Below are 15,380 nucleotides of genomic sequence, written 5' to 3' on the forward strand. Positions count from 1 at the left end.
GACCAGAATCGATTAGGTCATGGTACAATCGTTTTGAATAGGAGGAATCGATGTGAGCAAAGCGTTACAAAATGAAGATTATCTATTTAAAAAAGTATATGATTATGTACTGCACCGAATAGAACGTAATGAATGGAAAGAGCATGAAAAGATTCCTTCCGTCCGACAATTAGCATTAGAAATGAATATTCATCGATTAACTGTATTAAAGGCTTATCGTTTACTAAAACAACACGACAAAGTTTATGTAAAAGATAAAGTAGGTTATTTTGTCCAATCTGATTTAACAAAAAATTCCGAACTCTCATATCAGGACAATCCAATTATTTCTGCATATGTACAAAAAAATCATTTATCTGAAATCCATCAATCACCTGTTTCCTATAACTTTTCTCAGGCATTAATTGATCCAAATCTTTTGCCTAATCATTACTTTTCAGATTACGTGAAGAAAGTGTTTGACCTTTATCCCAAAGTACTTGCAACCTACTCCACTGTACAAGGTGATTTAGAGCTACGTGAAGCACTCACACACTATTTCATTAACCAGTATAAAACTCATTTCAAAGCAGATGATCTGTTAATTACTTCTGGCTCACAGCAAGCGATTCACATAATCGCTCAAACGTTTATTAAGCCAAGAGACGTCGTTTTATTTGAACGGCCAAGCTATAGTGCGGCGATTGATATTTTTAGAGCACAAGGAGCACACATTGTAACGGTTGACATCCATCCAGAGGGGTACGATTTAAATCAGGTTGAATACTTTATGAAACAATACAAACCACGCCTATTTTATGTCAACCCAACATTCCATAACCCAACTGGTTATACTGTTTCAGTCGAGCAACGTAAAAGATTAATAGAATTAGCAGAACAATATCGATGTCTATTAATTGAGGACGATGCCTATCACGACATTTACTTTGACTATGCTCCACCACCACCCCTTTACACATTTGATACAGCGGGAACTGTCATTTATATCCGAAGCTTTTGCAAATACATTTCACCAGGTTTGAGAATTGCGACCGTTATTTGTCAACCATCATTAATGAACTTACTATTAACAGAAAAATCGTTAGCTGATAATGGCTCTCCGCTTCTCAATCAAAAAATTTTTCTCCATTACTTTTCATCACTAAGGCTACAACAGCACTTGGAGAAAATTCGGATCGCCCTACAAATAAGAAAAGAAATTATGGAGGAAGAGCTAGCAGTAACAGGTTGGCAATGGGTCAGTCCAAATGGTGGTCTAAATTTATGGGTGCAGCTCCCTGATCTACTTTCAACTGAATTATTATTATCGAAAAGTATCGAACAATCTATATCCTTTGTGCCAGGTCAAATATGCAATCCACTAAAACAACAATCTTCTTGGATACGTTTAAGTTATTCTTATGTAAATGAAAAGCAAATAAGAGAAGGGATAAAAAAGTTGGTTGCGGTGGCGCAATCTCTTGCTACATGATGGTTCTTGGAAACGAGGTACTCCGTGCTCACATTACATTTTTATCACTTTGACTTTCGGTAAGAAGTTTTTTTGCTGAAATAAAAAAGCTCAAATAACTAGTAAGTTATTTGAGCTTATTCTATCTATCATTCTACATCTTGTCTTAACGATTGAATTTCCTCAAACGCCAAGCTTGTTAACTCCATAATCTCTTTATTGCTATTTCCTTTTACTATCATCTTTCTCGCAATGGTTTTTATACCTTCTTGTATGCCTTCTTGCATTTCTTTTTCAAACCCTTCTTGTTATGCATGGTATTTTGCATCTTCTAATGTTGCCTCTTCGTCAATCATAAATTTGACTCGTGATTCGTACGCTATAATGGATTCTGGATCTGAACTTAGTTCTTCCCACGCTTGAAACGCTGCACGTAAGTTTCTGTCTTTCATCGCTTATTCCTCCAATACTTTATAGTTATCTATATTCTGCTTCTAATACGGTTTTAATTAGTCTATTTGGTTTTCTTTCACTACACAAACGTTATTATGAAGGCTGGCAGGAATGATTGTCCTATCTCCTCATTTAGTAAAAAATTGCTCACATCACTGATTGCTTTGTTCAAAATCTTCACCTTCTGTTATGTGATAATCATTCTCATTTATTTTTATCGTATTGAGGAAATTCATTTTGTCAAAATAAAAAAGCACCCTGTTTATATGAAAGGTGCACTAACTTAAATACAACACTAAATTTCAGCAAAGACTATATTGGAAATTCACTGTAAACGCGATGCTATTATCGAAAATATCCACAAAAAAATCATCTTATCTCTTATAATACTAAGAGGTGAGATGATTTTTAATCAAACTTTCCTTTATAAAAAAATCTTTTTACTTCTATTAATACGCACTATAAGTTTTTGGTGTTAGAACCCCGAAATTGACCTACTACACTGTTGGATTTTCTAGTAAAATAGCAATACCTTGTCCGCCACCAATGCATAAGCTTGCTACGCCGTATCTAACACCTCGTTTTTGCATTTCTAATGCAAGCGAATAAGTAATACGTGCACCACTTGCACCGACGGGATGCCCAAGCGCTACTGCTCCACCATTGACATTAACTTTTTCTTGATCAATTCCTAATTCCTTTAAAACTGCTAATGACTGTGCAGCGAATGCTTCATTTAGTTCAAACAATCCGATATCCTCTAATGTTAAATCTACTTTTTTCAATAATTTACGAATCGCCGGAGCTGGGCCAATTCCCATAATTGTTGGATCGACACCTGCTGTTGCTGAAGTGACAATTTTTGCTAATGGCTTTAACTGATGCTCCTGTAAGTAAGCTTCCGATACAAGAACGATTGCTGCGGCACCGTCATTAATACCACTTGCGTTCCCCGCCGATACCGAGCCATCTTTTTTAAATGCCGGTTTTAGTTTTGCTAAGGCTTCCATCGAAATTTCTTCGCGTATATGTTCATCCTCAGTTATCTCAATGATACCTTTACGTGTCTTTACTAATACTGGTGCAATCTCCTCTGCAAAACGACCTGAACGACGAGCTTCCGCTGCACGTTTATGTGAGTTGTAGGAAAACTCATCCTGTTCTTCTCGTGATAATTCATATTTCTCCGCTAAGTTTTCAGCCGTCATCCCCATACCACATCCTGCAACCTCATCGTATAAAGTCGCCCACAACATATCTTCTACGATCGGTGCTTTATTGGGCGATCCAAAGCGTGTACCTCGTAATACTTGAGGTGCTTGGCTCATATTTTCTGTACCTCCAGCAATTGCTGCTTGAATATTTCCAAGTTCAATTTCCTGTGCTGCAGAAACAATTGCTTGTAAGCCCGACCCACATAAACGGTTAACCGTAAGCGCAGTACTGTCCTCCGATAAACCACTTTTTAATCCAATGTGTCGCGCTAAATATGCCGAGGAACTTGTTGTTTGAATGATATTACCAAACACTATTTCTTCAATCTGATTTGCCTTCAGCCCTGAACGTTGTAATGCTTCTTTTACAACGACAACACCTAGTTCGATATCAGTTGTATTAGCAAAGGCGCCTCCAAAAGAACCAAATGCTGTTCTACTACCATTTACAATATATGCTGACATGGTTAATCCCCCTTTTTTTACATACCACCCGAAACATTAAGTGCTTCACCAGTTATAGCCGTTGCATGTTTTGAAGATATGAAGTATACACTATCTGCAATTTCTTCAGCTGTAATAAAACGTTGCATTGCTTGCTTCGGATACACAATTTCGTTTAACGCCTCTGCTTCAGTCATCCCTCTACTTTCTTCAAGATCTTTTAATTGTTTCACAAGTAAAGGTGTTTTCACTGGTCCTGGTAGAATAGCATTTACCGTAATCCCATGCGCAGCACCTTCAAGTGATGCTACACGTGTTAAACCAATTACGCCATGCTTCGCTGCAACATATGCCACTTTTTCGGGTGTTGCCAGCTCACCATGAACCGAAGAAATATTAACTATACGACCATGTTTTTGCTTTTTCATATACGGGAATACATATTTCGTCATTAAGAACGGTCCTTTTAGCATGACACTTTGAAGTAAATCCCACTTATCTTCTGGAAAATCTTCAATTCTAGCGCGGTATTGTAAGCCCGCATTATTCACTAGCACATGGAGTTCGTGATTTTCACAAATACGATTTATTACTTGCTGAACTGAATTTGTATTTGAAACATCTAACTCAACTGCTTTAACCTTCCCTGGATATAAGTCTGCCACTGCCTGTGCAGCTTCTAACTTTACATCGGCAGCGAATACGTAATCCCCTTCAGTTACAAACTTTTCCACCATTGCTGATCCTAGACCTCCACCTGCACCTGTCACTAAAATATTACGCATGTTCAATCCCCCTTTGAATAGTAGTAAATGTTTTTAGCTGTTGAATTAATGAACGATCACGCTCTATTACGTATTCATCTAAACCTTTCCCAGGATATACAAAGAAACCTTTAGAAGATTTGACACCTAGATAGCCCTGTTCAGTTTTATCTTTAATCACACTATACGAGCGAACTTTTGATTCAATTGCTGGCTGTAATTGATCCAATACTATGCCCCAAACATCCAATCCACCAAAATCGATGATCTTCAATAAACCACTAGACGCAAATCGGAAACCTGGACCTGCGAATATTGCTTTTTCTAGATCCTGTTCTGACACAACACCATCTTCTAACAATGCTAATGCTTCGCGTGCTAATGCTACTTGAATACGATTTGCTACTAAGCCTGGTACTTCAACACGAACGTTAATTGTCACCTTGCCCACTTTTTTCATCAATGCGTCAACTTCATCGTATGTCTCTTGCTTTGTATCAGGACCTTTAAGCAGCTCCACAAGCGGTACAATATGTGCAGGGTTAAAAAAATGTGTAAGCATCACTTTATCTTTTCGCTTCTCTACATAACGAACGATTTCTGAAAGTTTTAAGCTAGAAGTATTTGATGTTATAATTGTGTAATCAGCGCAAATCTCATCAAGCCGCTTAAAAATTTTCTGCTTGATCTCAAGATTTTCTGTGGCAGATTCTATGACCAAATCACAATCTGCAAGCTCTTCTATTTTTGTAGTAAATGTTAAACGATCAATAATGGTTTTATCCGAATCTTCGAATACAGTCCCCTCCTCCCTAAAAATTGTAAGATAAGTATTTAGTTTTTCACTAGCTAATCGTAGAGATTCTTCGCTAATATCTTGTAAAACAACAGGTATTCCATTCGTGATAAATTGAAAAGCAATACCAAACCCCATTGTTCCGGATCCTATAACCCCAATTTTTTGAATCATCTTCCTTCCCCCTTAAGTATTAATATAATAAAATTGCTGCTATTAGCATTGGAATACTTGCAATTAATGGTGCAATAACCGAAACCACAAAGATATGTTTATAAGCATCCTTATGGGTTAACTTTGAAGCTACTAAAATTGTAATAACAGCCCCATTATGTGGTAGCGAGTCTAGTCCGCCCGAAGCAATTGCTGCTACTCTATGCATAGCATCAGGATTTAACCCCATTTTCAAGTAAGTCGATGATAGCGCTTCCATTGCAATTCCTAGCCCACCACTTGAAGATCCAGTGATTCCAGCAAGTGCCGTTGTTGCTAGGAAAAGTGAAATAAGCGGACTACCTGGAATTTGTGCCATCGCTTCATTAAAAATACTGAAACCAGTAGTAATTGCTATGACCGAACCATAACCAACGTCAGCACTCGTATTAATAATTGGTAGTACCGCTGATACAGCACCTTCGTTAAGTGTATTTTTTTTGACTTTAATGTATTTCCAGAATAAGACGGTTGTTAATAATACAACACCCATTAGTGTGTAAATGATTTCAACCTTGAAAATATTCAGAGCGATTAACAAGGCAATTGGCGGAATTAAACTCAAAAATGCATTTGGTAATGTACGCCCCTCGTAAATATCTTTAATACCGTCTTTGCCATTATTATCAGGGTTTGTCATACCTGCATAGGTTTCCTTGCGTTGTTCTGAACGCTTTAACGCAAATTTCATATACCATAGGTTTATCGCAATAACGAAAACAGCTGCGATAATCCCTAATAATGGAGCTGCTGTAACCGTTGTACCAAGGTAGTTTGTCGGGATAATGTTCTGTACAGAAGGTGTTCCTGGTAACATCGTCATTGTAAAGGTACCAATCCCTGTAAAAAACGCTGCCATAAATAGATGCCACGGAATATCTAACTCTTTAAATAAGGGCTTCGCTATTGGTAATACTGCGAAAATAACTACAAATAAACTTATACCACCATACGTTAAGAACGCACAGATAACCATAATTGCTACTAACACTTTATATTTACTATCTTTTCCGATAATTCGAAGTAATAGATTGGCGATTTGACGAGCCGCTCCACTATCATCCATTAGCTTACCGAACATTGCTGCAAACAAAAAAATTAGAAAATAATTTCGAACGTAATTGATAAACCCAGTCATATACGTTTCTTGGAACGTTTCTAAAATCGGAAACCCATTTGTCACCATAACGAATAAACTTACAACTGGAGCAATAATGATAATACTAAATCCTCTTAGTGCTAATACGATTAATAAAATTAATGAAATTGTAATCGTAATTAAACTCCACATAGGCTTCCTCCTTCAATTAGATACTAATTTTTCGTTTTAATGGTAATCCAATGCGTGATTCTAATTCTTCAAATGTTAAATCCCCATAAATATCCTGTATGAAAATCTCACCATTTTGGAATAAAAAGTTCGCATACTCCGTTACAAGTTGGTTAACACGCCGTTCACCGCTAGAATCCAGCGTTAATGTTTCTACTAGTTTAGAAGAGCCATTTTTGGTGAAAAGGGTACTTGCTACAATTACTTTCTTCGCACCAGCGACTAAATCCATTGCGCCACCGACACCTAAAATGGGTTGATTCGGTACAGACCAATTCGCAATCTCTCCATAACGGTCAATCTCAAGTGCTCCTAGAACAGCTACATCCACATGTTTACCCCGTATCATCGCAAATGAGAAAGCGCTATCAAAGAATGCTGCTTCTGGCGTTATTGTGACAGGAGCTTTCCCCGCATCTATTAAATCTATATCTTGCTCATTTTCTTTAGGCGGTGGACCCATGCCGATTAAACCGTTTTCAGTTTGGAAATATATCTTTTTATCATCAATATATTTTGAAACAAGCGTTGGAATTCCCACGCCTAGGTTGACTACATCGCCATCTTTTAGCTCACGTGCAATATGCATCGCAATTATTTCTCGACTACTTAGCTTCAACATAGGTCCCCCCTTGTTTGATGTATTTACTTTCAATAACGTAATCTACAAAAATATGGGGTGTTATAATTTCTTCAGGATTTAGCTCCCCTATTTCAACGATTTCATCGACTTCCACAATGACTATTTCTGCAGCAGTTGCCATTATTGGATTGAAGTTTCTTGCAGTTGTGTGATAAACCAGATTGCCTGCTTTATCGGCTTTCGCAGCTTTAATGAGGGCAATATCCCCTTTGATTGCCTTCTCAAATAAATAACGAACACCATCAATCTCTCGAACTTCCTTTCCTTCAGCTAGTCTTGTTCCAACACCAGTTGGCGTGTAAAAACCACCGATGCCAGCACCTCCACTACGAATTGCCTCTGCTAAAGTACCTTGGGGCATTAACTCAATTTTCAAATGCCCCATTGACCAAGCCTTTATAGCTTCTTTGTTAATCGTGAAAAATGAACCAATTGCTTTATCGATTTTTCCTGCGTCGAACACTTTATAAAGACCTTTCCCCTCATCCCCAAGATTATTGCTAACAACTTCATAATTTCCTGCCTCAAACTTCGCAACAGCATCTAATAATGTTAACGGTGTACCTGAAATGCCAAAACCCCCGACTAATAGACGCATAGAATCCTTAAACAAAAATTCTAGCTCTTCAGCTTTTCTCAGTTTCTCCACTTTTACTATCACTCCTTATTAGACTAGACTATAGTCTGATGATATAATGGGAATAAGTAATAGTCAAACATTTTAGAAAATTCTTTCTTTAAGGAGCGAGAAATAATGGATTTAGAGAATAAAACAACAAAAGGTATTCAAACACAACTTCACATCATGAGCGTAGCCCTTGAATTATTTAAAAGGCTTGGCTACGATAATGTTTCCGTGGATCGAATTGTAAAGGAAAGTAAAACATCAAAGGGGTCCTTCTATCAACATTTCCCATCTAAATCAAGTATTTTCATGATGCGTTTTATGGAAATGGACAAAAGTTATGTACATATCTATGAGGAATTAAAGCTACAATATACTTTAGCAATAGAACGATTGGAAGCCTTCTGTCTAGCGGTATTCCGTTGTATAGAGAAAGAGATGGGAAAGGATTTAATGCGCGTTATTTACTCCGCAGCAATCATAAGTAATGAGCATACTTTCTTCACAAATGAAAATCGTAAACTGTATGTAATTCTTTACCAAATAATTGAAGAGGGAAAAGAAGATAATTCAATTCGACACATCGATTCTACGGAAAAATTTTTTCAGATGATTGTGCAAAGTTTGATGGGAGCCATATATTATTGGGGGTTGCAGTTAGATGATGTTAAATTGGAGAATTTAGGAAAACCACTAATAAAACAACTTATAACAAGTCTACGAAACTAGATAAATCCTATAATTTGGATTCCATTAGTCTTTGAAATTATAGTGTTTTTAATCGTTATTATTGTTCAACTTTCTTTGAAACAGAGAAAAATCGTTGATTTAAATTACCCATAGTACATTTAACTCCACTTTTAGTAAAGAAAAAAGACAGGAAACATACTCTATTTTAAGAGTTTGTCTTCTGTCCTATGTTTATCATTACATTTTTTTTAATTTTTCATATTCAAGCTGCAATTTTTCGATACGTTTGCGGCCTTCCTCGCGATTTCTCGCAGTTTCTGCTTGAATTTGCTTTGTTTCTTGAATACCAGCCATAATTGTTTGCCATGTTGTTTCAATTGTTTCAATTTTAATACTTGGGCTACCAGCAGCGCGTGCAATATTGACACTATTTTTGCTAATGTTTTCTGCATTACGCACAAGCATTTCATTTGTGCGTCGATCCAGTTCACTCATTGAATCTGAGATAAGCTTTTGTCGTTTTAACGTTACGGCATGGATTAAACCTTGTTTAAAAATTGGAATAGTCGTTACAAATGCTGAGTTAATTTTTCCGATTAGATGGTTATTACCTTGCTGCATTAATCGAATTTGTGGTGCAGATTGGAACGATACTTGCTGTGCCATTTCTAAATCATAACGTCGTTGCTCGAGTAATTCTACTGCGCGTTGCATCGTTTCGAATTCCATTGCGGCTAGTTGGTCACCTGTTTGCGCTTTTTGCTCTAACATTGGTAACGCAGCACGAACTTCATCTGCCTTTACTTCAATCGCCGCAATAAATTTACTTAATGTTTGGAAATAATCTAAGTTTTGGTCGTATAAGTTTTCCAAGTCGATAGTGTTACGTTTCATTTCAACTTCATACTTTTGAATTTCACGGTAAATCACATCAACTTCTTTATTCATGCTGTCATATTTAGATAAAAATCTTTCTAATTGTTCTTTTCCTTTGCTGAACAGCTTTGTAAGGAAGCCAGATTTTTTCTGTTCTGCAAAATCTTGCGGATCGAATTTATCCATCACTTTATTTAAGTTATTTAACAATACACTGGATTCTTCCAGCTTACTAGCTCTCATAGTTGCCAGCATTTTATCTGAAAATGTAGAAATGCCATTCGCCGTTTCTTTTCCTAGCTCTAACATAGCGATTTGGTCTTTTACATCAATTTTTTGAGCAAGTGCATGAACCTCTGGATCCTTCTTTAAAACAAGCTGGTTTTGAGCAATTTGTGATAGCTCTTGCTCAGAAATCAATGTTGGTGTTTGCACTGGTTCAGCTTGCATTAATGGGTTAGGTTGTAGTTGTGGTTTTTCAGTTGCGAATGGATCTTTTGATTTAAATAGGTCATTGTTCATTTCAGACATAAGTAATACCCCCTGCGATTAATCTCTTCTATTACATACGATTAGTAGATGAAAAAGTTTCATCTGTTTTAGCCATACACGTTCGATTTAATTAAAGTTTCGGTCTAATGGGAAGTTTGATTGCGCGGTATTTAGCTTCATTCCCAAAGCATTCCATCATTCCTTCTCCTCAAATTATAGCCTGTTTGAACTGAAAATTCGACTGAATCTTCAATTCGCCTTACATCTTTTCTAAAAATTTGTATTATTTATTTAAAAAAGCAGCTACATGTAAATAGCTGCTTTCCATCATTATGTTGTTACTTTTAATACCGTTTTAAACTTTTGAATTACACCGCCTGTACTATATGTTAAGACGCTACGTTTGTAGAACGATAAGCTAAATAAATATGCAACAATAATTGTCACAACTAAAATGCCAAGTGATAGTAAAGGCTCAATCATACCTATATCTGTCGCTCCAATACGCATTGGCATCACCATACCCGATGTGAATGGAATATAAGAGAAAACTTTAATAATAATTGTATCGGGATTACCAATTCCCGAAAGCATTACATAAAAGCCGATTAAGGTAATCATCATTGCTGGCATTAGCACTTGACCGGCTTCCTCTACTTTAGACACTAATGAGCCAAATAATGCGCCAACGATCAAGTATAAAACAATTGTTAACAGTAAAAACAGAATTGCATACAGCACATATCCAAGCGATAATTCTTTAACAATACTTGCTGCCATTTCCCAAATAACGCCATCTTTCGCGAACTTTGCATAGATAAGAAAGACAACTGCAATAATCGCCATTTGTGTCATTGCTAGGAGCAGAACACCTGCAATTTTTGCTTTAAAATGCGTGGCAGGTTTCACACTTACTAATAGCATTTCCATAGCGCGTGAGCCCTTTTCAGAAGCAATTTCAGTTGTAATCATCGATAAGAATGTGGAAATAAAGAAATAAATTAAAATGCCGACAGCATAGGATACCCATAGCCCTGATTGTTTTTCTTCCTCACTTTTTCCACCAGTACTTTCTTCATTTAAATTTTTATTTGAAATAATCGTTTTGGCAGCCATAATTTGAGCTGCCTGCTCTGACGATAGGGATAGTTTTTGTACTGCGTAATGCTGTCCAGCATATTGCAATAAAGAAGATATCGTCGATTGATCATTTAATTTCAATGGCTTAAACGTTGAAATTTCTGCATGCAATTGACCGTTCTGATCACTCACTTCAACAATAGCATCAAGTTCACCGTCTTTTACTTTTTGCTCTAACTTCTCTAAATTTGTCTCATCTTGAATAAACGCCATATCACTATTTGATACAAATATTCCGCTTAAATCTGCGGTCGTATCATTAACAATAGCGATTTGCTGTGCCTCATCGTTCCCTGTGAAAAGCTCCTTAATATCTGACCAAAAAATCGCAACAGACATTGCAAGCACGTATAGAAGTGTCATTAAAATAAATGATTTTGATTTCAATTTTGATTTATATAATTGCTTCATTAACAAACTAAACTTCGACAACGCTGCCACCTACCTTATCTTTAAAAATTTCATCCAGTGTTAAATAGTCTAAACTAAATTTTTCGATGTACTTACCAGCAGATAAACGTTGGAAAATACTTTCTGCATAATGCTCATCCTCAAGCATTAACACCGTTTGCTCTTTTTCCACACGTATGTCTTTAACACCTTCAAGCTGAAGTAACTCTGTAGTAGAGTAATCAGTTCGTACAGACAGCTTCGTTTTGCCATACTGTTTCTTTAAATCTAATAAACTGCCGGAAAAAAGTGATACTCCCCGTTTTAAAAGACATAAGTGATCACAAAGTTCTTCGACATTATCCATTTGGTGACTTGAAAATAAAATCGTTGTTCCTTGTTCTTTTAGCAGTAAAATGGCATCTTTCAGTAAGTCTTTATTCACTGGGTCAAGACCACTAAAAGGCTCATCTAAAATTAAAAATTGTGGTTTATGAATAAAGCTTGCAATTAACTGTACCTTTTGTTGATTTCCTTTAGACAACGTCTCCGCTTTATCTTTACGTTTTTCTTCTAAATCAAAACGGCTAATCCAAAAATCAATATCCTTCTTGAGTTCTGCTTTTTTCATGCCTCGTAGCTCTCCGAAAAAGTAGAGCTGCTCCTCCACCTTCATTGTAGGGAAAATTCCACGTTCCTCTGGTAAATAACCAAGAACGTCACGGTTTATTGAATTCACAGGCTTTCCATTCCATGATATCGTGCCTGCTGTAGTTTCCTGCAAGTCTAAGATCATACGGAATGTCGTTGTCTTTCCTGCACCATTTTGACCAATTAGTCCAAAAATCTCACCTTTTTCTATCGTAAAATTTAAATTATCAACCGCTGTGAAATCTTTGTATTTTTTTGTGACCTGCTGTAATTGTAATGTCATAATTATCCTCCTTACCTCTCAAATATATGTAAATCATGTTCTAGATGCTTTTTGCGTCTTTGAATTTTTCTAATTGGTACATACATTAAAACCCCTAAAAACACATTTAGAAAACCAAGATTAATAGACATAAACGTTGCTGGCGATGTTGTTAGCCCCGTGAATATATTGAAACATCCTATTAAAACACTTAGAATGGCAATTGGGATAAACAGCCTACTAATTGATTTTAAATATTTTATTTTAGAAGGTGCATCTGAGTATAATTCAAATTCTCCTTCTGCTGCTTCTTTACGATAATATGCCCAAACACCAAATTTAGAAACGCATTCAATATTTAATGACTCTAAAAATTCGCAATAATCTTTCTTTTCACCCACTACCAATTCATTACGATAAATATATTTTCCAGGTTCACCTTGTTCAAATACAAAGAAGCTGATTATATTTTTTCGTAAATGCCACCCTTGCTCGGCCATTTCATTGACCCATACCTCTTCTTTTTCATAGTCCAGAAAAAAGCGAAATTTAATTTTTTTCATATCAACACCTCTTATATAAAAATGCGTTTTATGCTTTCCCATTTGTTATACGGATACCATTATCAAAAAGTTCCCTTAATCGTAAAATTTCATATTCTATTACTTTTTTCCCACTTTCCGTAATTATATATTCCTTTTTACGTCCATCACCATCTAATGCTTCTATCCATTGACGTTCCAACAATGTTTTAATAGCGCCATATATCGTGCCTGCCCCAAGACGTACACGACCTTTACTCATTTCCTCGACCAATTGCATAATGCCATAGCCATGTCGAGCTTCAAATAATGCTAATAAAATATAATAAACACCCTCTGTTAAAGGCGGATATTCCTGTGTCTGTGTCATAAAAAATACCTCCCTCTATATCGCCAAACAATATATCGACTGACGATATAAATAAAATATATCAGCGCCCGATATAGTTGTCAATGTTAAAACTGGCGAATGATTCATTTTGAGCTATTGCTAATACAAATCACTCATGTTAACATGTAAGTAATCACTTGCATTGGAGGATGTATTTTATTGACAACGAAAGATACAGCAGATCGAATTATTGAAGCAGCCATACAGCTAATTAGTGAAAAGGGCTACACCGCAGCGACAACGAAGGCAATTGCCGATTTAGCACAGGTCAATGAAGTAACGATTTTTCGCCACTTTAGCAATAAACAAGGGATTTTAAAGACCATTGTGGACAGATTTTCCTACAACCCTATTTTGCAAAAAATGATCCGTGAAGAGGTTTCATGGGATTTAGAAACAGATTTAAAACATTTTTCAATGAAGTATTTTGAATATATGATGTCCATAAAGGACCTTGTTATGATTGGCTTTAAGGAATCAATGCAATTTCCAGAAATCAGTAATGAAATAGCGAATGTCCCCCTGCTCTTCAAAAATGAGTTAATTCATTATTTTGAGGAGATGCACCATAAAGGGAAAATCCGTGAAGTTAACTATGAAGCTGCTGCACTATCTCTTATTGCCCTTAATTTCGGTCACTTTATTTCACGCGCTCGATTAGGTACGACCGTTTCTACCCTTCCAACTGAAGAACTGATTAACACAAGTGTTGCAATTTTTTCTAGGGGATTAATTTCCTAGAAAAAATTTTTTCAAGTATGCAAGTAAGTACTTACTTATAGGAGGTTTATTATGAAAGGATTACAAGCGTTATTTAAAATTCGCGAAACTTATATTGGTATTGCCGCTACAATTGCATTTCAATTAATATTTTTTTCTATCTGGATGACTGCATACGACGGCATAAATGATAGAACAGATAACTTAACAATTGGCTTGATCAGTGAAGATTCAGCCTTTGGTCAAGAAGTGATTAGCGGATTAAAGGAATCATTGCCTTTTGCTACGAAAGAATTCACCTCAATTAAAATGGCAGAAAAAGATTTGGATCTGCGTCATATAAATATGATTATTCACATACCGGCTGATTTTTCTGTCCTATTACAGACTGGTGAAGAAGCTAAAATTATTTATTCCATAAATCAAGCGAACGCAAGCCTTGCTAAAACATTGATGGAGAGCGTAGCAAAACAAGCTACAGAGGAAGTCAATCATAGTCTGTATCCAGTACAGCAAGGAGAGATTATAAAGGCATTTTCACAGCAGTTTTCACAGCTTCCTTTAGAACAAAATACAGCACTTAAAGTTCAAGATACTGTTGCTTCAACCATTATGGGTGTAAAAGACCGAACAGTTGAATCTACTATTATTAAAACGAATGACGTCAAAGGTTTTGCAGCAAATTTTGTACCGTTAATGGTTATTATTTCATCATTTGTCGGTGCAATGGTGATGATTATGCAACATCAGCAGGCAGCTGAAATCGTCCAGCATACTGTTTCGAAATGGTCTTTATTTTTTGCTAGACAGCTTGTAAATATTGCTGTTGCTTTTATTCTTCCATTACTGACAATAGGATTGATGCATTTATTTACAATTTCAAGTACGGAAAGCTTTTTCACTATTTATCTATTCCAAGCTTTTATGTTTTGGGCTTTTCTATGTTTAGCACAGGTCTTTGTCATCGTATTTGGTAATCTCGGCATGGTCTTTAATATTTGCGCACTTTCCTTACAGCTTGTCACATCTGGCGTACTCGTACCGAATGCTATGCTTTCAGACTTTTACCATCGCCTCGCTTCCCTTTTGCCAGCAACTTACGGGGCTGACGGCTATTATACAATTATATTTGGAGGTAGCTCTGAAAGTCTAAATCATAATAGTAGTTCGTTAGCTATAATCATTGCTGTCACACTCGTGGTTGCTACCGTTGCGGTTGCCCTAAAAAGACCTAAAATAGAACAAGAATTAAGCGTGACTACACCTTAATAATAAAATACAAAGGCTATGCAAA

17 protein-coding genes are annotated in these 15,380 nt (G+C 36.3%); 4 read left to right on the forward strand and 13 right to left on the reverse strand.

Going from position 1 to position 15,380, the window contains the following annotated elements; translation table 11 throughout:
* Positions 1-52: 52 nt before the first annotated feature.
* A complete protein-coding gene (locus tag ACIP9C_RS00915) occupies positions 53-1,471 on the forward strand; it encodes an aminotransferase-like domain-containing protein (protein WP_401007764.1) in 1,419 nt (472 codons plus the stop codon).
* Between the two features lie 128 nt (positions 1,472-1,599).
* On the opposite strand, the gene ACIP9C_RS00920 is transcribed toward ACIP9C_RS00915, so the two are convergent.
* The 8 genes from ACIP9C_RS00920 to ACIP9C_RS00955 all read right to left on the reverse strand — a co-directional run bounded on the left by ACIP9C_RS00920 (position 1,600) and on the right by ACIP9C_RS00955 (position 7,956).
* Positions 1,600-1,737 carry a hypothetical protein gene (locus ACIP9C_RS00920; protein ID WP_401007765.1) on the reverse strand — a complete coding sequence of 46 codons (138 nt, stop codon included), beginning with the start codon at positions 1,735-1,737 and terminating at the stop codon, positions 1,600-1,602.
* Positions 1,738-1,758: 21 nt separating this feature from the next.
* On the reverse strand, positions 1,759-1,902 hold the full coding sequence (locus ACIP9C_RS00925; RefSeq protein ID WP_401007767.1) for a hypothetical protein: 144 nt from the start codon (positions 1,900-1,902) through the stop codon (positions 1,759-1,761).
* A 498-nt stretch (positions 1,903-2,400) separates the two neighbouring features.
* A complete protein-coding gene (locus ACIP9C_RS00930) occupies positions 2,401-3,582 on the reverse strand; it encodes a thiolase family protein (protein WP_401007768.1) in 1,182 nt (393 codons plus the stop codon).
* 17 nt (positions 3,583-3,599) lie between these two features.
* Complete coding sequence (locus tag ACIP9C_RS00935) at positions 3,600-4,346, reverse strand: 3-hydroxybutyrate dehydrogenase (protein ID WP_401007769.1); 747 nt, start codon at positions 4,344-4,346, stop codon at positions 3,600-3,602.
* Positions 4,339-5,295: a 3-hydroxyacyl-CoA dehydrogenase family protein gene (locus tag ACIP9C_RS00940; RefSeq protein ID WP_401007771.1), complete on the reverse strand. Its 957-nt coding sequence runs from the start codon at positions 5,293-5,295 to the stop codon at positions 4,339-4,341. The genes ACIP9C_RS00935 and ACIP9C_RS00940 overlap by 8 nt, the downstream gene beginning before the upstream one ends.
* A gap of 19 nt (positions 5,296-5,314) precedes the next feature.
* Entirely contained in the window at positions 5,315-6,625 is a 1,311-nt protein-coding gene (locus ACIP9C_RS00945) for a GntP family permease (RefSeq protein WP_401007773.1), read from the reverse strand.
* A 16-nt stretch (positions 6,626-6,641) separates the two neighbouring features.
* Entirely contained in the window at positions 6,642-7,286 is a 645-nt protein-coding gene (locus tag ACIP9C_RS00950; protein WP_401007775.1) for a 3-oxoacid CoA-transferase subunit B, read from the reverse strand.
* A complete protein-coding gene (locus ACIP9C_RS00955) occupies positions 7,270-7,956 on the reverse strand; it encodes a CoA transferase subunit A (protein WP_401007777.1) in 687 nt (228 codons plus the stop codon). The genes ACIP9C_RS00950 and ACIP9C_RS00955 overlap by 17 nt, the downstream gene beginning before the upstream one ends.
* A gap of 105 nt (positions 7,957-8,061) precedes the next feature.
* Between ACIP9C_RS00955 and ACIP9C_RS00960 the strand changes: the two genes are divergently transcribed.
* Positions 8,062-8,661 (forward strand): TetR/AcrR family transcriptional regulator, encoded by a 600-nt coding sequence (locus ACIP9C_RS00960; protein ID WP_401007779.1) that lies wholly within the window; start codon positions 8,062-8,064, stop codon positions 8,659-8,661.
* Positions 8,662-8,859: 198 nt separating this feature from the next.
* Here ACIP9C_RS00960 and ACIP9C_RS00965 read toward each other — a convergent pair whose 3' ends face one another.
* The 5 genes from ACIP9C_RS00965 to ACIP9C_RS00985 form a co-directional block, all read right to left on the reverse strand.
* Positions 8,860-10,029 carry a toxic anion resistance protein gene (locus tag ACIP9C_RS00965; RefSeq protein ID WP_401007781.1) on the reverse strand — a complete coding sequence of 390 codons (1,170 nt, stop codon included), beginning with the start codon at positions 10,027-10,029 and terminating at the stop codon, positions 8,860-8,862.
* 291 nt (positions 10,030-10,320) lie between these two features.
* Positions 10,321-11,562 (reverse strand): ABC transporter permease, encoded by a 1,242-nt coding sequence (locus tag ACIP9C_RS00970; protein ID WP_401007783.1) that lies wholly within the window; start codon positions 11,560-11,562, stop codon positions 10,321-10,323.
* Positions 11,549-12,454 carry an ABC transporter ATP-binding protein gene (locus tag ACIP9C_RS00975; RefSeq protein WP_401007785.1) on the reverse strand — a complete coding sequence of 302 codons (906 nt, stop codon included), beginning with the start codon at positions 12,452-12,454 and terminating at the stop codon, positions 11,549-11,551. Before ACIP9C_RS00975 ends, ACIP9C_RS00970 begins: the two co-directional genes overlap by 14 nt.
* A gap of 11 nt (positions 12,455-12,465) precedes the next feature.
* Positions 12,466-12,996, reverse strand: coding sequence for a DUF2812 domain-containing protein (locus ACIP9C_RS00980; protein ID WP_401007787.1), 531 nt, complete (start codon positions 12,994-12,996; stop codon positions 12,466-12,468).
* A 28-nt stretch (positions 12,997-13,024) separates the two neighbouring features.
* Complete coding sequence (locus ACIP9C_RS00985) at positions 13,025-13,345, reverse strand: PadR family transcriptional regulator (RefSeq protein WP_401007789.1); 321 nt, start codon at positions 13,343-13,345, stop codon at positions 13,025-13,027.
* Between the two features lie 180 nt (positions 13,346-13,525).
* Here ACIP9C_RS00985 and ACIP9C_RS00990 point away from each other — a divergent pair, with 180 nt between their 5' ends.
* Positions 13,526-14,107, forward strand: coding sequence for a TetR/AcrR family transcriptional regulator (locus ACIP9C_RS00990; RefSeq protein ID WP_401007791.1), 582 nt, complete (start codon positions 13,526-13,528; stop codon positions 14,105-14,107).
* Between the two features lie 51 nt (positions 14,108-14,158).
* Positions 14,159-15,355, forward strand: coding sequence for a YhgE/Pip domain-containing protein (locus ACIP9C_RS00995; protein ID WP_401007793.1), 1,197 nt, complete (start codon positions 14,159-14,161; stop codon positions 15,353-15,355).
* Positions 15,356-15,380 lie beyond the last annotated feature (25 nt).

The sequence above is a fragment of the Lysinibacillus sp. NPDC093210 genome, from assembly GCF_044753985.1.
In the GTDB taxonomy this organism is placed as follows: Bacteria; Bacillota; Bacilli; order Bacillales_A; family Planococcaceae; genus Lysinibacillus.

What these genes read in the sequence shown, in the direction of transcription:
- ACIP9C_RS00920 (WP_401007765.1), bottom strand. Translation starts at nt 1,737, where the DNA reads ATGCAAGAAGGCATACAAGAAGGTATAAAAACCATTGCGAGAAAGATG.
- ACIP9C_RS00925 (WP_401007767.1), bottom strand. Translation starts at nt 1,902, where the DNA reads ATGAAAGACAGAAACTTACGTGCAGCGTTTCAAGCGTGGGAAGAACTA.
- ACIP9C_RS00930 (WP_401007768.1), bottom strand. Translation starts at nt 3,582, where the DNA reads ATGTCAGCATATATTGTAAATGGTAGTAGAACAGCATTTGGTTCTTTT.
- ACIP9C_RS00935 (WP_401007769.1), bottom strand. Translation starts at nt 4,346, where the DNA reads ATGCGTAATATTTTAGTGACAGGTGCAGGTGGAGGTCTAGGATCAGCA.
- ACIP9C_RS00940 (WP_401007771.1), bottom strand. Translation starts at nt 5,295, where the DNA reads ATGATTCAAAAAATTGGGGTTATAGGATCCGGAACAATGGGGTTTGGT.
- ACIP9C_RS00945 (WP_401007773.1), bottom strand. Translation starts at nt 6,625, where the DNA reads ATGTGGAGTTTAATTACGATTACAATTTCATTAATTTTATTAATCGTA.
- ACIP9C_RS00950 (WP_401007775.1), bottom strand. Translation starts at nt 7,286, where the DNA reads ATGTTGAAGCTAAGTAGTCGAGAAATAATTGCGATGCATATTGCACGT.
- ACIP9C_RS00960 (WP_401007779.1), top strand. Translation starts at nt 8,062, where the DNA reads ATGGATTTAGAGAATAAAACAACAAAAGGTATTCAAACACAACTTCAC.
- ACIP9C_RS00965 (WP_401007781.1), bottom strand. Translation starts at nt 10,029, where the DNA reads ATGTCTGAAATGAACAATGACCTATTTAAATCAAAAGATCCATTCGCA.
- ACIP9C_RS00975 (WP_401007785.1), bottom strand. Translation starts at nt 12,454, where the DNA reads ATGACATTACAATTACAGCAGGTCACAAAAAAATACAAAGATTTCACA.
- ACIP9C_RS00980 (WP_401007787.1), bottom strand. Translation starts at nt 12,996, where the DNA reads ATGAAAAAAATTAAATTTCGCTTTTTTCTGGACTATGAAAAAGAAGAG.
- ACIP9C_RS00985 (WP_401007789.1), bottom strand. Translation starts at nt 13,345, where the DNA reads ATGACACAGACACAGGAATATCCGCCTTTAACAGAGGGTGTTTATTAT.
- ACIP9C_RS00995 (WP_401007793.1), top strand. Translation starts at nt 14,159, where the DNA reads ATGAAAGGATTACAAGCGTTATTTAAAATTCGCGAAACTTATATTGGT.